This is a genomic window from Nocardiopsis sp. MG754419 (assembly GCF_018207095.1).
Lineage (GTDB): Bacteria > Actinomycetota > Actinomycetes > Streptosporangiales > Streptosporangiaceae > Nocardiopsis.
Map to the genome: position 1 here is coordinate 1 of NZ_QOCZ01000125.1, position 16,336 is coordinate 16,336.

17 protein-coding genes are annotated in these 16,336 nt (G+C 70.9%); 11 read left to right on the forward strand and 6 right to left on the reverse strand.

All coding sequences use genetic code 11. The features are described 5' to 3' along the window. A partial coding sequence (locus tag DSY14_RS20770) for a hypothetical protein (RefSeq protein ID WP_211718278.1) occupies positions 1 to 186 on the reverse strand: 186 nt, incomplete at its 3' end. Between DSY14_RS20770 and DSY14_RS20775 the strand changes: the two genes are divergently transcribed. The 6 genes from DSY14_RS20775 (at position 164) to DSY14_RS20800 (ending at position 5,765) form a co-directional block, all read left to right on the forward strand. Beyond that, positions 164 to 463, forward strand: coding sequence for a hypothetical protein (locus DSY14_RS20775; protein WP_211718279.1), 300 nt, complete (start codon positions 164 to 166; stop codon positions 461 to 463). The two genes, DSY14_RS20770 and DSY14_RS20775, sit on opposite strands and share 23 nt — an antisense overlap. A gap of 62 nt (positions 464 to 525) precedes the next feature. Further along, entirely contained in the window at positions 526 to 1,509 is a 984-nt protein-coding gene (gene mshD, locus DSY14_RS20780; protein ID WP_211718280.1) for a mycothiol synthase, read from the forward strand. 297 nt (positions 1,510 to 1,806) lie between these two features. Further along, positions 1,807 to 2,772: a phosphate ABC transporter permease subunit PstC gene (gene pstC / locus DSY14_RS20785; protein ID WP_211718281.1), complete on the forward strand. Its 966-nt coding sequence runs from the start codon at positions 1,807 to 1,809 to the stop codon at positions 2,770 to 2,772. After that, positions 2,769 to 3,851, forward strand: coding sequence for a phosphate ABC transporter permease PstA (pstA, locus tag DSY14_RS20790; RefSeq protein ID WP_211718282.1), 1,083 nt, complete (start codon positions 2,769 to 2,771; stop codon positions 3,849 to 3,851). The genes pstC and pstA overlap by 4 nt, the downstream gene beginning before the upstream one ends. 15 nt (positions 3,852 to 3,866) lie before the next feature. Further along, positions 3,867 to 4,646 carry a phosphate ABC transporter ATP-binding protein PstB gene (pstB, locus tag DSY14_RS20795; RefSeq protein WP_211718283.1) on the forward strand — a complete coding sequence of 260 codons (780 nt, stop codon included), beginning with the start codon at positions 3,867 to 3,869 and terminating at the stop codon, positions 4,644 to 4,646. A 153-nt stretch (positions 4,647 to 4,799) separates the two neighbouring features. Beyond that, entirely contained in the window at positions 4,800 to 5,765 is a 966-nt protein-coding gene (locus DSY14_RS20800) for a nucleoside hydrolase (RefSeq protein ID WP_211718284.1), read from the forward strand. A gap of 30 nt (positions 5,766 to 5,795) precedes the next feature. Here the strand turns inward: DSY14_RS20800 and DSY14_RS20805 are convergent, their stop codons facing one another. The 3 genes from DSY14_RS20805 to DSY14_RS20815 all read right to left on the reverse strand — a co-directional run bounded on the left by DSY14_RS20805 (position 5,796) and on the right by DSY14_RS20815 (position 8,249). Continuing rightward, positions 5,796 to 6,209, reverse strand: coding sequence for a PaaI family thioesterase (locus DSY14_RS20805; RefSeq protein WP_211718285.1), 414 nt, complete (start codon positions 6,207 to 6,209; stop codon positions 5,796 to 5,798). Between the two features lie 248 nt (positions 6,210 to 6,457). Beyond that, positions 6,458 to 6,907 carry a GreA/GreB family elongation factor gene (locus DSY14_RS20810; protein ID WP_211718286.1) on the reverse strand — a complete coding sequence of 150 codons (450 nt, stop codon included), beginning with the start codon at positions 6,905 to 6,907 and terminating at the stop codon, positions 6,458 to 6,460. 73 nt (positions 6,908 to 6,980) lie between these two features. Next, a complete protein-coding gene (locus tag DSY14_RS20815; RefSeq protein ID WP_211718287.1) occupies positions 6,981 to 8,249 on the reverse strand; it encodes an FAD-binding oxidoreductase in 1,269 nt (422 codons plus the stop codon). Positions 8,250 to 8,396: 147 nt separating this feature from the next. On the opposite strand from DSY14_RS20815, the gene DSY14_RS20820 reads away from it, so the two are divergent. Next, on the forward strand, positions 8,397 to 9,962 hold the full coding sequence (locus DSY14_RS20820; RefSeq protein ID WP_211718288.1) for a CdaR family transcriptional regulator: 1,566 nt from the start codon (positions 8,397 to 8,399) through the stop codon (positions 9,960 to 9,962). 335 nt (positions 9,963 to 10,297) lie between these two features. On the opposite strand, the gene DSY14_RS20825 is transcribed toward DSY14_RS20820, so the two are convergent. Continuing rightward, positions 10,298 to 10,915 carry a DUF47 domain-containing protein gene (locus tag DSY14_RS20825; RefSeq protein ID WP_211718289.1) on the reverse strand — a complete coding sequence of 206 codons (618 nt, stop codon included), beginning with the start codon at positions 10,913 to 10,915 and terminating at the stop codon, positions 10,298 to 10,300. Positions 10,916 to 11,345: 430 nt separating this feature from the next. Between DSY14_RS20825 and DSY14_RS20830 the strand changes: the two genes are divergently transcribed. From DSY14_RS20830 to purM, 3 genes are all read left to right on the forward strand, one after another. Next, on the forward strand, positions 11,346 to 11,798 hold the full coding sequence (locus DSY14_RS20830) for a sterol carrier family protein (protein WP_211718290.1): 453 nt from the start codon (positions 11,346 to 11,348) through the stop codon (positions 11,796 to 11,798). A 44-nt stretch (positions 11,799 to 11,842) separates the two neighbouring features. Next, on the forward strand, positions 11,843 to 13,339 hold the full coding sequence (gene purF / locus DSY14_RS20835; protein ID WP_211718291.1) for an amidophosphoribosyltransferase: 1,497 nt from the start codon (positions 11,843 to 11,845) through the stop codon (positions 13,337 to 13,339). Between the two features lie 127 nt (positions 13,340 to 13,466). Beyond that, entirely contained in the window at positions 13,467 to 14,531 is a 1,065-nt protein-coding gene (gene purM, locus DSY14_RS20840; protein WP_211718292.1) for a phosphoribosylformylglycinamidine cyclo-ligase, read from the forward strand. 151 nt (positions 14,532 to 14,682) lie between these two features. Here the strand turns inward: purM and DSY14_RS20845 are convergent, their stop codons facing one another. Next, positions 14,683 to 14,910 (reverse strand): DUF3073 domain-containing protein, encoded by a 228-nt coding sequence (locus DSY14_RS20845; RefSeq protein WP_211718293.1) that lies wholly within the window; start codon positions 14,908 to 14,910, stop codon positions 14,683 to 14,685. 253 nt (positions 14,911 to 15,163) lie between these two features. Here DSY14_RS20845 and DSY14_RS20850 point away from each other — a divergent pair, with 253 nt between their 5' ends. After that, complete coding sequence (locus DSY14_RS20850) at positions 15,164 to 15,997, forward strand: hypothetical protein (protein ID WP_211718294.1); 834 nt, start codon at positions 15,164 to 15,166, stop codon at positions 15,995 to 15,997. Positions 15,998 to 16,336: the final 339 nt, after the last annotated feature.

Below are 16,336 nucleotides of genomic sequence, written 5' to 3' on the forward strand. Positions count from 1 at the left end.
GCCGACACCCACCTCGCCGCCGCCCGAGACCTCCTCCCCCAGCGAGACCCCGACGGCGACCGACAGCCCCGAGGAATCGGCCTCCCAGAGCCCGTCCTCGCGCCCCTCCAACACTCCCTCCGGCTCGCCGAACACGCCCGATCGCACCCCGCCCCGGAGCGAGGTGCCGACCAGCGGAGCGGACATCCCCACGCTCCCGCGCGGTGAGGCCGACCTGCCCGACCTCGCACCGGGTTCGGCCGAGGACCTGGCCGACCTGCCGCTGGTCACGCCCACCTCCGAGGACGACGAGTCCGAGACCGAGATCGCCGCGGACCACAGCGACATGGGCCCGTCGGTCACCCCCGCGATCCTGCTCGCCGCCTTCCTCCTGGCCCTGCTGCTGGCGGCTCCGCTGGCGCCCACCCGCCGGGTCCGTCTGGCCGCCGGCGGTGGCTACCAGGGCAAGCGCCGCAAGGGCTGACATCGCGGGCACGGCCGTGCCGGGTCCACGCTCGGCGCACGCAGGATCTAGGATGACGGCTCATGAAGACCCCGCTCGTCACCGATGACCTCGCCTCCGACCTGGTGGAGCCGGTCCTGGCCCTGGCCGAGGCGGCCCGCGCCGTGGACGGTGTCGCACCGCTGTCCGAGCACACCGTGCTCAGAGTCAGGCACGGAGCACCCGCCGGAAGCAGCCGCTTCCACGTGCTCCGTGACCCCGACGCCACCGACCGACTGGTCGCCTTCGCCTTCATCGAGCGCGTCGAGGGCGAACCCGACTCCGGTGAGGTCGTCGTCCACCCCGACCACCGAGGACGCGGACACGGTTCGGCGCTGTTGCGCTCGGTCCGTGAGGACGCGGGAGCGCACGGCGTGCGGGTGTGGGCGCACGGGCGCACCCCCGGGGCGGTCTCGGTGGCCGAGGCGGCCGGATGGGAACCGGTCCGTGAACTCCACAAGATGCGCATGCCCCTGCGGGACCTGGGCGCCGAGGTACCCGGCGGCCCGTGGGAGGCGCCGGATCTGCCCGCGCCGGACCTGCGTCCGGAGGTCGCCGAGCAGGTGCGTATCCGCCCCTTCGTCGTCGGCCAGGACGAACAGGCGTGGTTGGACGCGAACGCCCGTGCCTTCGCCGACCACCCCGAACAAGGCTCACTGACCCTGGACGACCTGCTCCAGCGCGAGATCGAGGACTGGTTCGACCCCCGCGGCTTCTTCGTGGCCGCCACCACCAGCGGAACGATCGCCGCCTACCACTGGACCAAGACCCACGCCGACGGCGCGGGGCTCAGCGACGACGAGGCCGTCGGCGAGGTCTACGTCGTGGGAGTGGACCCCGCCTGGCAGGGCACCGGCCTGGGCCGGGCGCTGACCCTGGCCGGTCTGCGCCACCTGCGCGACGCCGGGCTGCCCTGGGTGCATCTGTACGTGGACGGTGACAACGAGGCCGCCGTGCGTCTGTACGCGACCCTCGGTTTCTCCATGTGGGACACCGACGTGATGTACGCGCCGGCCCGACAGGGCTGATCACGCCCCCGACGCACCGGCGGTGCGGGTCGCGCCACGTGCGACTCATCACATTCACCCGGCGAACCCCGTACCGCCACAGGGGTGCGACACGGCGTTCATGTTCCGTTCACTTTCTCTGGGACTACTGGTCACCTCTGGGACTTACGTTCGCATTCGGCGCGGTATGTGCCTTCTTCCGTGCGACGAGGATCGCGGGCACCGCGGTCGGTGCTCCAGCGCGGTCCACGGCCGTACCGGTGGAACGAAGGAAACCCGAGTGACCGGCCCCGCACACTTTCCCGAACCGGAGAACCCATGACGACCACGGACGCGCCCCAGGCGGCATCACCGCCCGCGGGCAAGCGCCGGATCGGCGATGTTGTTTTCGCCGGGCTCGCCCGATCCTCGGGCATCCTGATCCTGCTGATCCTCGCCGGTGTGGCGGCCTTCCTGCTGGTCCAGGCCTGGCCGTCCCTGATGGCCAACACCGCGAACTTCCTGACGGACCAGTCGTGGGACGCCAACACCCGGGAGAACCCGGCGTTCGGTGTGGCGGCGCTCGCGTTCGGCACCGTACTGGCCGCCGGGATCGCGCTGTTCCTGGCCACGCCGATCGCCATCGGCATCGCGCTGTTCATCGTCTACTACGCGCCGCGCAGGCTGGCCGCCACCCTCGGCTACCTCGTCGACCTGCTCGCCGCGATCCCCAGCGTGGTCTACGGCCTCTGGGGCATGATGGTGCTCGCCCCCCAGTTGGTACCGGTCTACGAGGGCATGACCCGCTACCTCGGCTGGATCCCGCTGTTCGCCGGCCCCTCCTCCACCTCCGGCCGCACCCTGCTGACCGCGGGCGTCGTACTCGCCGTCATGATCCTGCCGATCATCACCGCGATGTCCCGCGACGTGTTCCACCAGGTCCCCCAGGGCCACCGTGAGGCGGCACTCGCCATGGGCGCCACCCGCTGGGAGATGATCCGCCTGGCCGTCCTGCCCTTCGGCAAGTCGGGCATCGTCGGTGGCGCCATGCTCGGGATGGGGCGCGCGCTCGGCGAGACCATGGCCGTCGCCATGATCCTCTCCCCCTCGCTGGCGATCTCCTTCAACCTGCTGCAGAGCGGCAACCAGACCATCGCCGCGCACATCGCGCTCCAGTACCCCGAGGCCACCGGCTACGGGGTCTCCGCGCTGATCGCCGCCGGTCTGGTGCTGTTCGCGATCACCCTCGCCGTCAACATGGGCGCCCGCTACGTCGTGGCACGGGGCAACAAGGAGTCCGCATGAGCACGACGACCACGCAGCCCCCCGCGCCCGGTCCCGAGGCCGGCGCCACGCTCGAACTGCGCACCGGCGCCCTGCCGCGCCGCTTCCCCCTGGCCCTGCTCGTCGGCAGCGGCATGGTGGTGGCCGGCGTCCTGGCCGCGTTCTCGTCCTTCGGTCCGATCGCCTGGGCCCTGCTCACCGCGGTGGCCTACACGGTCATCATCGTGACCGCCTCCGCGCGCGTCGAGGGCGGCCGCAAGGCCAAGGACCGCCTGGTGACCGCCGTCGTCTACGGCTGCTTCCTGCTGGCCATGACACCGCTGGTGTCGCTGCTGTACACCGTGTTCGGGTACGGCCTGAACAGGTTCAGCCCGTACTTCCTCACCGTGTCGATGAACGGCGTCCTGCCGAGCATGGACGCGGGCGGTGTCTACCACGCCATCGTCGGCACCCTGGCGATCACCGGCATGGCCACCCTGATGTCCGTGCCGGTCGGTGTGCTCACCGCCGTCTACCTCGTCGAGTACGCCGAGGGGCGGCTGAAGAAGGTCATCACGTTCTTCGTGGACGTCATGACCGGCATCCCCTCCATCGTCGCCGGTCTGTTCGTGGTGGCGCTGTGGATGATGCTCTTCGGCCCCGGCAACACCAACGGCGCCGCCGGCGCGATCTCGCTGGCCGTGCTGATGATCCCGGTCGTGGTCCGCTCCAGTGAGGAGATGCTGCGTCTGGTCCCGCAGGACCTGCGCGAGGCCTCCTACGCGTTGGGCGTGCCCAAGTGGCGCACCATCACCAAGGTGGTGCTGCCCACCTCCGCGGCCGGACTGACCACCGGAATCATGCTGGCCATCGCGCGTGTTATCGGTGAGACGGCGCCTCTGGTCCTCACCGCGGGCTCGTCGGCGGTCTCCATCAACTGGAACCTGTTCGACGGTCAGATGATGAACCTCCCCGTGTTCATCTTCTCCCAGTTCCGCATGGGCGGGGCCGTCAACTACGAGAGGGCCTGGGCGGCGGCACTGACACTGGTCCTGACGGTCATGCTGCTGTTCATCCTGGCCCGCGTGATCGGTCGCCTCTTCGCACCCAAGACCCGCTAACCCGAGGAACATCCTGTGGCGAAACGAATCGACGTCTCCGGACTGCACGTCTACTACGGCGACTTCCTCGCGGTCGAGGACGTGTCCATGACCATCGAGCCGCGATCGGTGACGGCGTTCATCGGCTCCTCCGGCTGTGGCAAGTCGACCTTCCTGCGCACCCTCAACCGCATGCACGAGGTCACCCCCGGTGCCCGTGCCGAGGGCAAGGTGCTCCTGGACGACCTGGACATCTACGGCCCAGACGTGGACCCGGTGCTGGTCCGCAGCGAGATCGGGATGGTGTTCCAGAAGGCCAACCCCTTCCCCACGATGTCCATCTACGACAACGTGATCGCCGGAGCGCGGCTGAACAACAAGCGGATGCCGCGGTCCGAGGCGGACGACCTGGTGGAGGAGTCGCTGCGCGGCGCCAACCTCTGGGAGGAGGTCAAGGACCGGCTGGACAAGCCGGGTTCGGGGCTCTCCGGTGGTCAGCAGCAGCGTCTGTGCATCGCGCGCGCCACGGCCGTCCGACCGTCCGTGCTCCTCATGGACGAGCCGTGTTCGGCCCTGGACCCGATCTCGACGCTCGCGATCGAGGACCTCATTCACAAGCTGAAGGAGGACTACACGATCGTGATCGTCACCCACAACATGCAGCAGGCCGCGCGGGTGTCCGACCGGACGGCCTTCTTCAACCTCTCGGCGCCGGGCAAGCCCGGCAACCTCATCGAGATGGGTGAGACCAACCAGATCTTCACCCGTCCCGAGAAGAAGGAGACCGAGAACTACATCACCGGTCGCTTCGGGTAGGTCGACCACGGCGGGGCCGGGACCGCCGCCGCGGGCGCGCACGGGCCGGGCGACGGTCCCGGGCGCCCGCACACGAGCATCCCCGTGACCGACCGGACCGGGCCCGGCCCCGACGGTCGGCACGGTTCGCCCACGGCTCCAGGACGGGGACCCATGACCACTCCGCTGATCATCGACACCGACACCGCGCAGGACGACTGCGTGGCGTTGCTGGTCGGGCTGCTCGACCCCGAGGCGGACCTGCGGGCGATCACGATGGTCGCCGGGAACGTGGGTTTCGACCAGCAGGTGCGCAACGCGTTTCTCACGGCGAACGTGGCGGGGCGACTCGACGAGGTACCCGTGTACCTGGGCTGTCGCAGCCCCCTCGTGCGTCCGTGGGTGAGCGCGGAGAACGTGCACGGTGACGGCTCCGGCGGGCTGGACATGGACCGGTCCGGCCTGACCACGGCGTCCGAGCACGCCGTGGACGCCCTCGTCCGGATGGCAGCCGAGAGCCCCGGCGCGTTGTCGATCGTGGCGATCGGCCCGCTCACCAACATCGCCATGGCGCTGGCGAAGGACCCCTCCTTCGTCGCGAACGTGAAGTCCCTGTACGTCATGGGCGGCTCCAACAACGGCCGCGGCAACATCACGGCCGCCGCCGAGTTCAACTTCTACGTCGACCCCGAGGCGGCCAAGGCCGTGTTCGCCGCCGGGTTCGACGTCACCGTGGTGCCCTGGGACCCGCTGACGTTGCGCCAGGCCGTCTTCGACCAGGAGCGGCTGGACCGGATCGCGGCGCTGGGCACGCCACTGTCGGACTTCTTCACCCGGGTGTGCGCCGCCACCCTGGAGTTCGACCGCCGGGTCGGCATCGACGGCACCACCCACCCCGACTCCCTGACCGCCGCGCTGCTGCTCCGGCCCGAACTCGCCCGGAAGGTGTCGCGGTACCACGTGGACGTGGAGACCGCCGGGGAACTGACCCGCGGGTACGCGGCCATGTCGTGGGGGGTGCACGGCCTGGAGCCCAACGCCCGGGTCGTCGAGGAGATCGACACCGAGGGCTTCTTCGACCATCTGCTGAAGGTGCTGTCGCGGCCCACCGAGCCGAACCGGCCGATCCTGGGCCTGTGACCGGTCGCGGGGTCGTCGGGTGCGCGGGGCTCAGCCCACGAGGGCGACGGTGCCCTGGGCCGCGGCGACGACCCTCTCCCCGTCGTCGTCGACCATGAACAGGTCACAGCGGCACAGGGCACGGCGGCGGGTGGACTCCACCACGTGCGCGCGGGCGGACAGCGCGCGCCCGACCGCCGGACGCAGGTACTCGATGGTGAAGCCGCCGGTGAGCACCTCGGCCCCCAGGACGGAACCGCCCGCGAAGGTGAGGGCGTTGTCCGCCGCGTAGGAGAGCACACCGCCGTGCAGGAACCCGTTCTGTTGGAGGAGGTCCTCGCGGACCCCGACCTCCAGGACGGCGCGCCCCGGAGCGAACTCCACGAGTCGTGCCCCCAGCAGTGCGCTGAACGGTTGGGCGTCCAGGACCAGCCCCGCGAGCTCGGGGGTGATCTCCTCGGTCATGCGGGCTCCTCGCGGTTGGGGGCACCACTCTAGAAGCCGACGCGGTCGCTCCGTCGAGGGCCTTCGACCGTCCCCGGACCGACATGGGCACCCGGCGCGTTCGGGCCACCCCGGGGTCGCCCGAACGCGAGGGGACCGTGGCCGGCCCACGCCGTACCGACATGCCACGGGCGGGCCGAGCACACCGACCACCGCGTGCGAGGGGACCGTGGCCGCCCTCGGGCCGCCCACACGGGCGGCCCTCCCGTTCAAACCCGGTACGGAACGGCGTCCACCAGGGTCACCCTGACGGTCCGGCCGTTGGGGACCCGGTAGCTGCGCTCCTCCCCGCGCACGGCGCCCAACAGGGCCTCCCCCAGCGGTGATCCGGGCGAGTAGACGCTCATCTCCTCGGCCGCGACCCCTTCCCTCGCGCCCAGCAGGAACGTCTCCGTCTCGGTCTCGTCACCGTGGCGCACGGTCAGGACCATGCCGGGTTCGGCGACCCCGTCGTCCGGCGGGGCCTGGCCGATCACCGCGTCGCGCAGGAGGTCCTCGATCCTGTGCGCCCGCGCCTCGCGGGCGTCGGCGCCCTCGACGAGGTGGATCCCCAGGTTCTCGGCCTCGGCGGGTTCCGCCGTGCCGTGGAGGACCGCCAGCTCCACGGTGAGTCGACGGTGGGCGCCCGGGGTGAGCCAGGCGCGACTGTCGTGGGACATCGTGTTTCTCCTTGGAAGAGGAAGGGCGCCCCGCCGACGATGTGGCGGGGCGCCCGGTGGACGGGGGCGTCGTTCACCGGAGCGGGTCGAAGGGGCGTAGTGACGCCGGCGGGGTTCCGGTCGCCACGGCCCGGGCGAGCAGGCGGCCGGTGGCGGGGCCCTGGGTGAAGCCCCACATGCCGTGCCCGCCCGCCACGTACAGACCGGGGATCCGGGTCGCGCCGACGACGGGCAGTCCGTCCGCCGTGACGGGACGGGACCCCACCCACGCGTCGGTGCGGTCGGCCAGGTCGACTCCGGTGAGGTAGGGCGCCGCCGAGGCGGAGATCGCCGCGATCCGGTCCGGCGAGAGAGGGGCGTCGATGTCGCGGAACTCCATGGTTCCGGCGACTCTGAGCCCGGTCGCCAGGGGCGTACAGGCGACCCTGGCCTCGGGCAGGTAGAGCGGCCCGGGGACCGGCCCCGCGGTGGGGACGGTGAAGCTGTAGCCCCGACCCGCCCGCAGCGGGACGGTGACGCCCCAGGGACGCCCCTGACGGCCCAGCCACGCACCCGTGGCGACCACCACCGCGTCGGCCGACTCGGTCTCCCCGTGGGCCGATCGGAGTCGGAATCCGCCCCCGCGGGCCTCCACTCCGGTCACTCTGAAGCCCTCGACGACGCTCCCGCCCCGAGCGCGCACCGCGTCGGCGAGCGCGTGGGTGAACAGGCCCGGGTGGACGTGACGTTGACCGTCGATGCGCACCCCCGCGCGGACGGCGTCGGAGACGAACGGGCTCCCCGCACGGACCGCCTCCCGGTCGAGCGCGGCGTAGGACAGCGGCAGTCCGGCGGCCCGCACCTGGTCGAGTTCCATGAGGAGGTGCGCCGCACGCTTCTCACTGCTGAACAGGGCGGTGACCGGCGCGTCTTCGACCTTGGGTCCGTCGTGCCGGCCGACCCCGGCCTCGACCAGCTCGGTGAAGGCGTCCAGGCTCGCGGAGCTGAGCGGAACGTTGCCGTGCAGCGCGTGTTCCCAGGTGGAACGCCGGCTGTGGAACGCGAAGGCGCCCAGGAAGGCGAGCAGCCCGGTGTCGGTGGTGGGCGGGATGGAGAGCGGTGCCCGGGGGTCGAGGACCGCGCGCACGCCGTGACCGAGGACCGCCGGGTCGTTCAGGGGGATGGTCAGTCCGGGGGCGATCCAGCCTGCGTTCCCCCAGGAGGCCCCGGAGGCGACCGTGTCGCGTTCGACCACCGTGACCCCGACCCCGTACCGCTGGAGGAACCAGGCGGTCGACAGGCCCACGATCCCGGCGCCGACGACGATGACGGTACGCGGAACCCCCGCGCCCTTCCCGGACATGACCACGACTCCCTGTGCACGACGATGGCGGCGCGCGGTGCCGCGCCCCGTGCTCCGAGTGTCCCCCGCAACCGCGTACGCCCCCTTGTCCCGGACGGACAATCTCGGCCTAGGGTGGAGTGAGGCCGGAACAACGAGGAGGGCGTCGTGGTCCTGCTGGACCGGTTGGTCACCATTCTCGGCACGTACGGGACCCGGCTGGTGGGGTCGCCCCCCGAGCCGGGAACGGTTCTGCGCGGGGTGGCCCTGCACGACCCCGGGACACCGGGCCGGGAGGACGGCGACGTGCTCCTGGCGGTGGGGGTGGACGACCCCTCCCGCGCGGTGGCGCTCGCGCGGCGGTCGGGGGCCGTGGCGGTGGTGGTGCGCCCCTCGGTGCCCGTCGAGGGACCCGGCGGGGCCGAACCCTACGCCGAGGCCTCGGTCGCAGCCCGGGAGCACGGTGTGTCCCTCCTGGTGGTCGACGCCTCGGTGACCTGGGGCCAGGTCGCCGGGGTGGTCTACGGGCTGGTGCTGGAGGGCGGCGAGACCGAGGCGGGGCGCGGTCCGGCGGACCTGCCGGCGCTGGCGGACACCATCGCCGACCGGGTCGAGGGGCCGGTGACCATCGAGGACCCGCGGCACCGGCTCCTGGCCTACTCGCATCGCCAGTCGGACACCGACCGGGCCCGGTGGGACACCATCCTGGGTCGGCGGGTGCCGGACGAACTCCAACGCCACCTGGAACGCACCGGTGTGACGGCGCATCTGGCGTCCTCGGCCGCGCCGCTCTACCTCCCGCCCCGGCCGGAGCTGGGTCTGGGCGGTCGCACCGCCGTGGCCGTGCGGGTGGGCCGTGAGTTCCTGGGGTCGTTGTGGGCCGTGAGCGAGGCCCCCTGGGATCCGGAGCGCACGGCGCTGTTGGCGGAGGGCGCGCGGACCGTGGCGCTGCACATGCTGCGTACGCGGGTGAGCGCCGACCTGGAGCGTCAGGTGGAGTCCGACCTGGTGAGCCGGTTGCTGGAGGAGGCCATGGACCCCACCGAGGCGGCGGGGCGTCTGGGCCTGGCCGCCACGGCGCACCGGGTGGTGGCGTTGCAGGCGCACACGCCCGACGAACGCCACTCCGCCACCCTCATGACCTTCGAGCGGGCCACCACCGGGTTCGGCTGGTCCCGTCCGGGGCGCAGCGCGGTGTTCGGCAGCACGGTCTACACGGTGCTGCCGTGCGGGGCCGATCCGGCACCGGCCCGCGCCTGGCTCCACGCGACCACCCGCGGCCTGCCGGGTCACGTGACCGTGAACGCCGGCATCGGCGGTCCGGCGGACCTGGCCCGGCTGCCCGCCAGTCGCCGTGAGGCGGACGAGAGTCTGGTGCTGCACGCGTCCCGTCCCGAGGGCGGTACGCGCCCGGTACCGGCCTACGACGAGTCCTGGGACGAGGTGCTGATGCACCGGCTGCGGAGGGCCTCGCTCTCCGGGCGCCGTCCCGTGGACGGCCCCGTCGCCGACCTCATCGCCCACGACGCCGAGAACGGCACCAGGTACGCGTCCACACTGCGGGCGTGGTTGGGGGCCCAGGGGGACCCGAACGCGGCCGCGCGGGAGCTGGGGGTGCATCCGAACACCGTCCGGCACCGGATGCGGAGGATGGCGGAGGTGACCGCGCTGGACCTGGACAGCCCGCGCGCCCGGTTGGCCCTGGCGATCACCCTGGAGGCCCACACGGAGTGACCGTGCGGGCGTCGGTGGCGACCGTCCGGTTGTAACGCGCGGGGCCGCGGGTGTGCTCCGGCCGCGCCGTCGGCCACACGGCCGCCCGGGAGCGGAGGTGGGCCGGCAAGTGCCGGATCGGGGTGGCGGGCGCGCGCGTTCCACCGGACGGCCTGCGGGTGCCGGCGGGTTCCGGCAGGCGTCTCGCGCGAGTGTGCGGGACGCGCTCCCGCCCATCGAGGGCTTCGAGGGTTCCCGCCCCTCTCGGACGGTCGGAGAGGCGGTACGGAGCGGCGGAGGTCCGGGAAGGGCACCGTCCGAGGGCGCCCACCGGTCGAGGGATCGGGGGAAGGGGATCAGCCGTGCTTGACGACGATGGTCTCCACGGTGTTGGCGACGTGCTCGAAGGCGTCGGCGGCGGTCTCCAACTCCTCGATCACGTCCTTGAGCTTGAGGACGGTGAGGGCGTCGTACTCGCCGCTGAAGAGCTTGGCGAGCAGCTTGCGGTAGATCCGGTCGGCCTGGTTCTCGAGCTGGTTGATCTCGATCCAGTAGCGGGTCAGGTCCTTCATCGTCCGCAGTCGGGGCATGGCCTCCGCGGTGAGCTCCGCGGCCCGTTCGAGTACCTCGATCTGGTCGATGATTCCCTTGGGGAGGCGGTCGAGTCCGTAGAGACCGATGAGGTCGACGGCGGCCTCCATGGAGTCCATGACGTCGTCCAGGTTGGAGGCGAGCCGGTAGATGTCCTCGCGGTGCAGCGGAGGCGCCGAACTCTTGTTGAGCCGACGCATGATCGCGTGGGTGGCGTCGTCACCGGCGTGCTCACAGGCACGCATCTTCTCGGTGATGGCCTCCCTGTCGGCCCCGTCGCTCATCAGTTCCACCAGCAGGCGGGCTCCGATGACCAGGTTGTTCGCCGAGTCGGTGAACATCTCGTAGTAGCTGTCATCACGCGGGCGCAAGCGCAGGCGCACGTCGTTCTCCCGATGGTGCGGTGGTCTTCCTTGGTGGATGTTAAGGCCGCTGATCGGCTTCTTCAGCGCGCCGGCGTGGAGCCTGTCAGGCCAGGACCCTATAGGGGGGAGGTGGGTCCGGTCCGGGTGGCCCCTCGATGGATCGTCCGTGACGTCGCGGAGAACGCCACGGGGCGCGGGATCCACCACGCTCCTTCCCCTCTCATCGACACCGGGGCGCTTCGGGACGCTACCGCGTCGCGCGCCGGCCGGCCACCGGAGCGTTGAGACAGGAATCACCCAGGGGGTCGCGAACGGGTGGAGGGTCCACCCCTCCGCCTTCGATGTCCACCTTGGTTCCCCGTGCCCGTCATGACAAGTGTCCACCTCGTTCGTCCCACCGTCGATCGACCACTACGGGTGGCGATCCTTACCCCCGTAGGCTTCGGGCATGCCTTCAGCCCTCACTCCGAGCTCCGTGCGGCGCCTGCGCGCGGCTCTGGACGAACAGCGCTCCGCCCAGGGCGAAGCGCCCTTCACCGGTTCCGACGAGGAGGCCGTCGCCGCGGCCGTGCGGTCGACGCTGCGGGCGGAGTCGCCCCCACGAACCCTGGTGAAGGCCGCCGTGCGCTGCAGTCTGGCGGTGCTGGCCGATCGGGCTCCGGGACACAGCCTGGAGGTGCGGGTGCCGCCGTACGGAGCGGTTCAGGTGATCGAGGGACCGCGTCACACGCGCGGCACACCGCCCGGGGTGGTCGAGACCGATCCGCTCACCTGGCTGCGGCTGGCCGTGGGGCGGGCCGCCTGGGTCGAGGAGGTCGACGGGCACTCCGTGCGCGCGAGCGGCGTGCGTTCCGACCTGTCCGAACATCTGCCGTTGTGGGCGGACGAAGGGGACGTTTGACCCCGGTTGGACCGTCACGGCCGACCAACGGTTAAGCTGGGGGTGTGTCGTACTCCGACGGCCGGCTCTCCATGGACCTCGATCCGCTCGAACGCGGCCCGCAGGACGCCTGCGGCGTTTTCGGGGTCTGGGCACCCGGCGAAGAAGTCAGCAAACTCACCTACTTCGGTCTCTACGCCCTTCAGCACCGCGGTCAGGAATCCGCGGGCATCGCCACCAGCGATGGGGAGCGGATCGTCGTCTACAAGGACATGGGGCTGGTCTCCCAGGTCTTCAACGAGGCGACGCTCGACTCCCTGAGAGGCCACCTCGCGATCGGTCACTGCCGTTACTCCACCACCGGATCACCGGTGTGGGAGAACGCCCAGCCGACGTTCTACACCGCGCGCGAGGGGGGTCTAGCGCTCGGCCACAACGGCAACCTCATCAACACCCCCGAACTGGCCGCGATGCTGCCCGACCAGCGTCGCGACGCGACCACGGACACCGAGGTCCTCACCAACCTGCTCGCCGCCCGGGCCAAGGACGGACAGCAGCTGGAGGACGCGGCCATGGAGCTGCTCCCCCAGGTCAGGGGCGCCTTCTCCCTGGTGTTCATGGACGAGAACACGCTGTACGCCGCACGTGACCCCCAGGGCATCCGTCCCTTCGTGCTGGGCCGCCTCGGCGAGACCTCCGGCGCGGGCGGTTGGGTCGTGGCCAGTGAGACCGCGGCGCTGGACATCGTGGGCGCCAAGGTCGTCCGTGAGATCGAGCCCGGAGAACTCCTGGTCATCGACGGTGACGGGGTGCGCTCACGGCGCTTCGCCCCGATCCGGCGCAAGAGCTGCCTGTTCGAATACGTGTACCTGGCCCGCCCCGACACCACCATCGGTGGGCGCAACGTGAACTCCACCCGGGTGGAGATCGGCCGCAGGCTGGCCCGACAGCACCCGGTCGACGCGGACCTGGTCATCCCGGTCCCCGAGTCCGGCACCCCCGCCGCGGTGGGCTACGCCGAGGCCAGCGGCATCCCCTTCGCCCAGGGCCTGGTGAAGAACTCCTACGTGGGGCGCACCTTCATCCAGCCCAGTCAGACCCTGCGCCAGCTCGGCATCCGGCTCAAGCTCAACCCGCTGCGCGAGGTCATCGAGGGCCGACGTCTCGTGGTCGTGGACGACTCGATCGTGCGCGGCAACACCCAGCGGGCGCTGGTGCGGATGCTGCGCGACGCGGGCGCCGCCGAGGTGCACGTGCGCATCTCCAGCCCGCCCGTGCTGTGGCCGTGCTACTACGGCATCGACTTCGCCACCCGCGCCGAGCTCATCGCCGCGAACCTGTCGGTGGACGAGATCGCCGAGTCGGTCAACGCGGACTCGTTGGCCTACGTGGACCTGGACGAGTTGGTCGCCGCGTCCGAGCAGCCCAAGAACGAACTGTGCCGCGCCTGCTTCGACGGGGTGTACCCGCTGGAGGTCGACGCCGACTCCCAGGGCAAGTACCTGTTGGAAAAGGCCTGCGGCACACCCGAGGGCTCCACGCTGGCCACCAGTCGCAAGTGATCCCCGCGTGGCGGGCCGGTCCGGCCCGCCACGCCCTCATCCGTCCGGCAGGACCCTTCGGCGTGCCCTGGGAACGGGGCCGCGGAACCAACCGAGCACAGCACCGAAAGACACGAGGAGAACGCGCGTGACAGCCGACAGCACAGGGGCGACGGGCGCGTACGCGGCCGCGGGCGTCGACATCGCCGCCGGTGAGCGCGCCGTCGACCTGATGAAGCGTCACGTCGCGCGGACGCGCCGACCGGAGCAGGTCACCGACGCCAGCGGTTTCGCGGGCCTGTTCCGCCTGGACACGGCCAAGTACAAGGATCCGGTCCTGGCCACGTCCACCGACGGCGTGGGCACCAAGGTCATGCTCGCCCAGCAGCTGGACAAGCACGACACCATCGGCATCGACCTGGTGGCGATGGTCGTCGACGACCTGGTGGTCAGTGGCGCGGAGCCGCTCTTCATGACCGACTACATCGCGACCGGCGCGGTGGTGCCCGAGCGGATCGCGGAGATCGTGGGCGGGATCGCCGAGGGCTGTCACCAGGCGGGGTGCGCGCTGATCGGCGGGGAGACCGCCGAGCACCCAGGGGCCATGGCGCCCGAGGAGTACGACCTGGCCGGTGCCGGCACCGGTGTGGTCGAGGGCGACGCGATCCTGGGCCCGGACCGGGTCCGTGAGGGCGACGTCGTGATCGCGATGGGCGCGTCCGGCCCGCACTCCAACGGCTACTCGCTGGTGCGCCACATCGTGGACTCCGCCGACCTGGACCTGCACGCGGAGGTGCCCGAACTGGGCGGCCGGCTGGGCGAGGTGCTGCTCACCCCGACCCGTGTCTACGCCAAGGACTGCGTGGCGTTGACCGCCGCGGTGGAGGTGCACGCCTACTCGCACATCACCGGCGGTGGCCTGGAGGCCAACCTGTCCCGGTCGCTCCCGGAGGGGCTGGACGCCGAGCTGGACCGCTCCACGTGGGCGCCGCTCCCCGTCTTCGCCCACCTGGCGGAGCGGGGCGGTGTCTCCCGCCAGGACATGGAGGCCACGTTCAACATGGGTGTGGGCATGGTGGCGATCGTCGCGGCGTCGGACGCCGAACGCGCGCTCGGTGTGCTCGCCGAACGCGAGGTCCCGGCGTGGCACCTGGGCACGGTGAAGAACGGCACCGGCCGGGCCGTGCTCCACGGCGACTACCGGCGAGCGTGAGAAAAACGGACGCGAACATAGCCGGTGCGAACCACCAGAGTGGTTCGCACCGGCTATATCCACCTGTCCGCGACGGCTTCCGGTGGGAAGCCGTGGCCGCTACAGGTCAGCGGTTGTTTCCGAGCGACCTGAAAGTCTCGGCGACACGTGACTACTTGTCGGAGTCCGAGTACTTGTCGGCAAGATCCGCGTAACGGTCGACCAGGTCATCCTGAGGCTCCGTGTAGGAATCGTCCGGACCCGACGGCCCGGAGGGAGACCCCTCGTCCTCAGCGACACCCAGCTCCGACCGCAGCCGATCAAGGTCGGTCCCACCGGAGCTGTACTTGAGCTTCCGGGCGACCTTCTGCTGCTTGGCCTTGGCTCGGCCGCGCCCCATTGGCTCGACCCCCTCAACGATTGGGTTCCGACGAACCCCAGATCACTTACTAACCCGCACTACCAGGCTGACGGCCGTCAAACGCGACCGACGGGTGGCGTCAGCTTACGTACACGAACAACCGTACCTGGTCGGACCGCGCCGTGCCTACGCCACCCGGGTGTGACGGATGTGGCGTACGCACGGAAGCCGTTCCTGCCAGGCGTTTCTCACAGTGAGTGCCAGAGGCAACGATCTGTGCCACGATGCGATCGTGCTGCCCTACACCGCCTATCTCCGTGTCTACCAGCCGATCACGGCCTTCTCACCCCGTGACCGTCGGTACTGGGAGGGGTACGCCTCGTCCAAGGACCGACCCAAACGGATCAACGCCCTGGCCGCCGAGCAGGCCGAGAGCCTGGGCCGGACCATCACCACGCCCCCCGTCGTCGCCCCGACGGAGGAGAGTCGCGACGCCTACCTGCGTCGGGTGGACGAGCGGTTGTACGTCTGCCCCTGGCAGACCCGGCTGCGCTGTTGGCGCTCCTTCGCCGAGTTCACGGCGGACACACCCACGACCCTGGTGGACGCGTACGTACCCGATCGGGAGGCCTCCCGGGCGGAGACGGGCTACCGACAGTGGCGCGACTCGGGCGCGGAGACCAGGCCGGGCATACTCACGAGCACCTGGACGATCCCGGTCCCGTGGTTCATCCCCTTCGAACACCAGGAACGCTGCCTGGTGCTGTCGGCGGACACGACCCGGACGCTGCTGTACCTGACCCGCACGTCCCAGGCCCGGCGTCGACTGGAGCACACCGTGGCGGTGCTGCGCGAGAGGATCGGGGAGCACGCGATCTCGGGGTCGACCGAGCGGCTGATGGACTGGCTGGAGTCGGTGGCCCACCCCGACTCCCTGGTCGAGCTGGACTACGGGGGGCTGCCCCACCTGCTCAGCGACGATCACCTGAGCACGGACCACTCGGTCGCCGAGATCACCGACGCGATCGAGGCGTTGGGCAAGGGCGACGGTGGACGGGTCGTGGAGCTGCGCGAACGCATCACTCGGCGCTGGAGGTCCGTGCGCGCCCTGGAGCACGCCAACTGACGGTCATGATCACCCCAGGCTTTCGTGGACAACGATCATGGTGATGTCGTCATCCCGAACCGGGAAGATCGGAACGCCACGCCGGATCCCAACCTGGTACACCAGGTTTCTCGCCCCCTCCGGGGGCTCTTTCCGCACGTGACGACGGTGCCGACATCGACTCCGCGTGAACCCGACATCAAGCGTAGTGAAACTGGGCATAACGGCCGATAGGGATCGGCGTAGACTGTAGTGAGTCGGTCACCGAACGCACTCTGCGTAACCGAGAAAGCCCTGCCACGCAGTGGATCCGCGTGGCCCGACCACGTGGCCGCAACGGATGGGCGTCACGAGCGCCAC

What these genes read in the sequence shown, in the direction of transcription:
- DSY14_RS20830 (WP_211718290.1), top strand. Translation starts at nt 11,346, where the DNA reads ATGCCTTCAGCCCTCACTCCGAGCTCCGTGCGGCGCCTGCGCGCGGCT.
- mshD (WP_211718280.1), top strand. Translation starts at nt 526, where the DNA reads ATGAAGACCCCGCTCGTCACCGATGACCTCGCCTCCGACCTGGTGGAG.
- DSY14_RS20800 (WP_211718284.1), top strand. Translation starts at nt 4,800, where the DNA reads ATGACCACTCCGCTGATCATCGACACCGACACCGCGCAGGACGACTGC.
- DSY14_RS20805 (WP_211718285.1), bottom strand. Translation starts at nt 6,209, where the DNA reads ATGACCGAGGAGATCACCCCCGAGCTCGCGGGGCTGGTCCTGGACGCC.
- pstC (WP_211718281.1), top strand. Translation starts at nt 1,807, where the DNA reads ATGACGACCACGGACGCGCCCCAGGCGGCATCACCGCCCGCGGGCAAG.
- DSY14_RS20815 (WP_211718287.1), bottom strand. Translation starts at nt 8,249, where the DNA reads ATGTCCGGGAAGGGCGCGGGGGTTCCGCGTACCGTCATCGTCGTCGGC.
- DSY14_RS20845 (WP_211718293.1), bottom strand. Translation starts at nt 14,910, where the DNA reads ATGGGGCGCGGCCGAGCCAAGGCCAAGCAGCAGAAGGTCGCCCGGAAG.
- DSY14_RS20810 (WP_211718286.1), bottom strand. Translation starts at nt 6,907, where the DNA reads ATGTCCCACGACAGTCGCGCCTGGCTCACCCCGGGCGCCCACCGTCGA.
- pstA (WP_211718282.1), top strand. Translation starts at nt 2,769, where the DNA reads ATGAGCACGACGACCACGCAGCCCCCCGCGCCCGGTCCCGAGGCCGGC.